The sequence below is a fragment of the Streptomyces nanshensis genome (genome assembly GCF_001751255.1).
Taxonomy (GTDB): domain Bacteria; phylum Actinomycetota; class Actinomycetes; order Streptomycetales; family Streptomycetaceae; genus Streptomyces; species Streptomyces nanshensis_A.
Genome location: NZ_LJGW01000562.1, coordinates 1 through 1,598, shown reverse-complemented (window position 1 = coordinate 1,598; position 1,598 = coordinate 1). Strand labels below are relative to the sequence as shown.

General features: G+C 65.1%; 1 protein-coding gene and 1 pseudogene. Both read left to right on the top strand.

The window, feature by feature from the left end:
- Positions 1-364: pseudogene (locus AN218_RS37635) on the top strand (hypothetical protein); the annotation flags it as partial.
- 92 nt (positions 365-456) lie between these two features.
- Positions 457-1,598 (top strand): type VII secretion-associated serine protease mycosin (mycP, locus tag AN218_RS34935; RefSeq protein ID WP_141747749.1); only part of this gene is annotated, 1,142 nt, incomplete at its 3' end.

The following is a 1,598-nucleotide window of genomic DNA, read 5'->3' as shown; positions in this document are numbered from 1 at the left end:
AGTAGCCGGTGCGGGTGCCATGGGCGGTCGTGGTGGAGCGGCGGGTGCCGGCGGTCGCGGCGGCGTCGGTGCCGGTGGCCGTGGCGCGCTCGCCAGGGCGAAGGGCGGTGTCGCCGGAGCCCCCAAGGGCATCAGTGGCGGCCGTCCGGCGACACCCGGTGGAACGGGCCTCGGCAAGGGCAAGGGCCGAGGCGGGGCTGCCGGTGCCGGTGGACGAGGTGCGGGCATGCTGGCCGGTCGAGGCGCGAACCAGCGGCCGGATGAGGAAGAGAACGAGCAGGGAAACCGTCCCGACTATCTCGTCGAGGACGAAGAGACCTGGACGCCTGAGGACGGCCGCAGCGTCCCGAAGACGATCGAGTAGTCACAGCGGCAGGCAGCCGCTGACGAAACAGACGGCCCCCGCGGAACTTCATTCGCGGGGGCCGTCGTCGAGAGCAGGAAAGGGAGCAGGAGTTGAGACTCCGACGAGCGCTGCACCTGGCGGGCACCGGGGCGTTGACGGGAGCGCTGCTCCTCGGCTCCGCTCCGACGGCATTTGCGGACGACATCCGCGATCGGCAGTGGGCTTTGCCCGCTTTCGATGCCAGCAAGATCTGGGACAAATCCACAGGCAAGGGCGTCACCGTCGCTGTGGTGGACTCAGGTGTTGATGCTTCACATCCCGATCTCAAGGGACAAGTCCTGAGCGGCAAGGACTTCACCAAAGAAGGCGGGAGCGCACAGGAGGACACTGACGGGCATGGCACCAGCATGGCCGGTCTGATCGCCGGGGCTGGTCATGGGCCTGGCGCGAGCGCCGGAGTCATGGGGCTTGCACCCGGGGCGAAGATCCTCCCGATCCGGTTCAAGCATGATGACGGTGAACTCGGGGCGTCCTGGGCTGACGGGGTACGTTACGCAGTCGATCACGGAGCGGATGTCATCAACATCTCTATCGTGACGTCGAAGAGCACTCTTGATCAGAGGGCCATCGAGTACGCCATCAAGCACGATGTCGTGGTTGTAGCCGGATCGGGCAACGAGGGACGCAGGGAGAAGAATTACCCGGCGGGATACCCCGGCGTTGTTTCGGTGGGAGGCGTGGACGACAGGGGTGCCGTCTGGGCGAAGTCGTCATGGGGATCGAACACCACCCTGGTTGCCCCAGCCACCAAGAATGTCGGCGCTGACACTACATCTGCTTCCGGTTACGCGATGACCAGCGGCACGTCGGATGCCACCGCTTACGTCTCCGCGTCAGCGGCGTTGGTGAGAGCTAAGCACCCCGACCTCTCGGCCGGGCAAGTGATCAACCGTCTGATCAAGACCGCCAAGGTGCCAGGACCGGAAGAAGCGCGCAACCCCAAGCTGCCGGATGAGAAGTTCGGATATGGGGTCGTCCGTCCCTTTCGTGCTGTGACGTATGACATTCCCGCTGGTTCCAAGGCGGGCCCTTTGGCGAAGCCGGAGAAGTCGTCGGACTCTGCGGCTGGTGAGGCGAGTTCCTCTTCTGGCTCCTCCTCAGACGATGATTCGTCGGGGTGGATGTTTGCTCTGGGGCCGCCGATTGTTCTGTTCGGGCTGATCTTCCTGGTGCTCGTCGGTATCGCGGTTGT